Source organism: Vibrio sp. 10N.222.51.C5 (assembly GCF_041474575.1).
Classification (GTDB): domain Bacteria; phylum Pseudomonadota; class Gammaproteobacteria; order Enterobacterales; family Vibrionaceae; genus Vibrio; species Vibrio crassostreae_C.
The window spans coordinates 1-3,068 of the sequence record NZ_JBFRUJ010000100.1; the positions used below are offsets into that span (position 1 = coordinate 1).

General features: G+C 44.7%; 1 protein-coding gene and 1 pseudogene. Both read right to left on the reverse strand.

The genetic code is table 11. The annotated features are described in order from the left end of the window. Window positions 1-165 precede the first annotated feature (165 nt). Window positions 166-1,491 carry a group II intron reverse transcriptase/maturase gene (gene ltrA, locus AB4558_RS21675; protein ID WP_136983002.1) on the reverse strand — a complete coding sequence of 442 codons (1,326 nt, stop codon included), beginning with the start codon at window positions 1,489-1,491 and terminating at the stop codon, window positions 166-168. Window positions 1,492-1,982: 491 nt separating this feature from the next. Then, a pseudogene (locus tag AB4558_RS21680) lies at window positions 1,983-2,894 on the reverse strand (ISAs1 family transposase); the annotation flags it as partial. Window positions 2,895-3,068: the final 174 nt, after the last annotated feature.

Consider the following 3,068-nt stretch of genomic DNA (forward strand, 5'->3'; position numbering starts at 1 on the left):
ATAACTGCTAAATTCTCACCGGCTTGCTCTCGACGTATCCGACATTCATCTTCTTTAAAACCAACGTCTAATCGCCAGTGCATCTGATGGTGAGTAGACCGCAGGAACTCCCCCTGCAGCCTCTCGCAAAACGGTACGTGAACCTCTCAGTTCATACCGCTTCCATTAGGCAAACGATCCTCTCATTCCATGCCTCCAATGGGCAAACAACCACGGATTCTGCTTAGCTATCCTTTCCAAGAACAGCGTTGCTCGAGTCTTATGGCGACGAAGTTTTTTGTATTTGCGTCTCGCCCACCTAATCAGAGCTTTGTTGATGTGTCTAAACACTGGGTATAGCGACGACCGATAGTACTTACCATAGTACCCAATCCAGCCATTTATCATTGGATTTAACCAACCTGATATCTGTGCGATGTTGAGATCTGTTCGGCTTCGTACCTTCAGCGTTTTAATTCTCCGCCTCATCGCTTTCAAAGCAACCTTACTCACCGCTGGCGTGAAGCTTACAAACATACTGTTTCGCTTGGTATTCTTCACTAATCGACGCCTGAATGTATATCCAAGAAAGTCGAAGCTTGTGTGTTCATGGTTGCCTTTTCGGCTTCCGTCTTTGCAGTAAACTATTTTGGTCTTTTCTGGATGCAACTCTAGACCACACTCAGCAAAGCGCTCTCTCAGTACCTCTAGCATGTGTTCGGCTTCTTCTTTGCTTTTGCAATGAACCAGCCCATCATCCGCATATCGACACCAAGGTATACCGCGGTAATGCTTGTGTAACCATTTATCGAAGACATAATGTAAAAAGAGATTGGCGAGAACAGGACTGATTACCCCTCCTTGAGGTGTTCCCATATCCCTTGCTTTCAACTCTCCATCTGGCATTTTCATCGGTGCTGTTAACCAACGTTTGATATATAACCTTACCCACTTTTCTGTGCAGTGTTTATCGACTGCTTTCATCAGTAGGTCGTGCGGTATTTTATCAAACAATGCCCTAATATCGAACTCAAGGCACCAGTCATAGTCCCAACACCGTCTTCGAGTTACACCTATAGCATCTAGAGCCGATTTCTTTGGTCTGTATCCATACGAATCTGGCAAGAAGTGCGGTTCTACTTGGGGTTCAAATGTCAGTTTGACCACCATCTGTGCGATGCGGTCACTGACGGTTGGTATACCAAGTATCCTCTCGCCTCCGGCTTTCTTTGGAATGGCTACAGCCAGTACTGGCGGAGGGAAGTAGGTTCCCGATGCCAATCGGTTCCAAATTTTATAGAGATTTCCTTTTAAGTTCCTGTCAAATTCGGCCAGTGTTTCATTATCAACCCCTGCCGCGCCTGCATTTGCTTTCACCAACTTGTATGCGTTGACTACTTGCCATTTTGAAATGTTGAATTGTTTTGTCTTAACCTCTGCCTCCTCCTGACTTATTGTCAGTTGGGCAGAACTTAACGACGGCCTAACGCTACCCCTTCGCTCCACAACCATTACAGCTGTTTCCTCACTACTACAGATAGCTCCGTCCCAGTGCTGTGTATCGGTACTCTAATACTCGCCAATTCAGTGGCTTGTATGTCTTCCTTAGGCATCACAACGACTGGTTCCCGCAGTTCCCAAAAAGAGCCTGATATAGATTCACGCCCACTATACGCCGGACACCGTCTATGCAGCATTCGGAGTTTACTCATAGACTTATCCCAAGAGATAGAAACGCCCTTGGTTTTGATGTCAATCTCTGGATTACGACGCGTCCACATGGGTTCGGGTTAACTCGTCTCTCTATATCGTACCTGCCGAACTTTCGTTCGCACTTTGACTCCAACGCTCATGACCATAGCTCTTAACTACAGCCACTTGGAGTGGTTTGAAGCCAGCTTCCGACAGCAGACTTCGGTGGGCCTACCACCATCTCTTCCTGAGCTTATGCCTTAAGTCATAGCATCTCCTTATGCTGCTAACTTCAGTGCCTGCGGCACACTTTCAATGCTCCAATGTGCTCGCGCGCTCTCTAGTAAAGCTTTAGCCGTTAGTTTTGCTGAGCTTATGTAGTGCTTGATTTGCATTGTTTCTGCTGGCTTATCACCTTCTTGACGAATTGAAACGACCATACCAATTGTGGAGAGTTCAGCCCAATCAAACGCTATATAGCCTAAGAAATCTGTATTGTGAACAACCATACTCAAACGCGTTTCTGTACGACCATGCCCTTTCTCTTGAGTGACGTATTTATCACCTTCAAAACTATTAATCATACTAGAATTAAACACTTGGCTAATCGCTTGCTCCAATCGTTTTTGATTACCTTTTACCGCTAAGAGATAATCTGCATCTTGAGCGACTATCTTTTCAGCTATATCCTTCTGGCATCCCATAGCATCAATAGTCACTAAACAACCTCGCAAGGAAAGCATTTCAAGCAGTTCAGGGATCGCTTTTATTTCATTGCTTTTATCCGCAGTCTTCACTTGTCCTAGTACAACTTGGTTTGCTGCACTAAAGGCACTAACCATATGGATTGCACCACAACGCTTGTCTTTGTTGTATGTGCCTCTGAGAGTTTTGCCGTCGATAGCAATCACTTCACCCTCTGTCGTCTCATGACAGTCTTTCATCCACGCAGTAAAGCATCGTTGCAGTTGCTTGGCGGAAATAAGATTGATAACTCGGGCAATGGTATCGTGTACTGGTATGCCTTGTTTGAAATCACCATACTGCCTAAGCCATTCCAAGTTATCTTCACCAAAATCTTCAATATCCTCCCAATCTTCAGCACCAGCAATCACTGCTGCAATTGTTAAGAAGATAATGTCGGTTAGCGTGTGCTCTATTTTCCAAGCTTGGCGAGGGTCTCGAATAACTGAAATATGGTCCAAAAGGCTTAATCCATTCATTATGGCTAAATATCTGCTGTTAAAAAACAGTATATGATCACACCTAAATCTGATCATCAAATCGATCTTGAATGTATTGAATTTGTTGTGACTTCAGTGTACAAATTAGTGGAAACATCACTTCACGCTACCCCTTATTCCATATGGGTTTTTCATGATCTTGCCCTGGGGTAT

Bases quoted from the DNA above. Each gene is read 5' to 3' on its own strand.
- ltrA (WP_136983002.1), bottom strand. From the start codon at position 1,491: ATGGTTGTGGAGCGAAGGGGTAGCGTTAGGCCGTCGTTAAGTTCTGCC.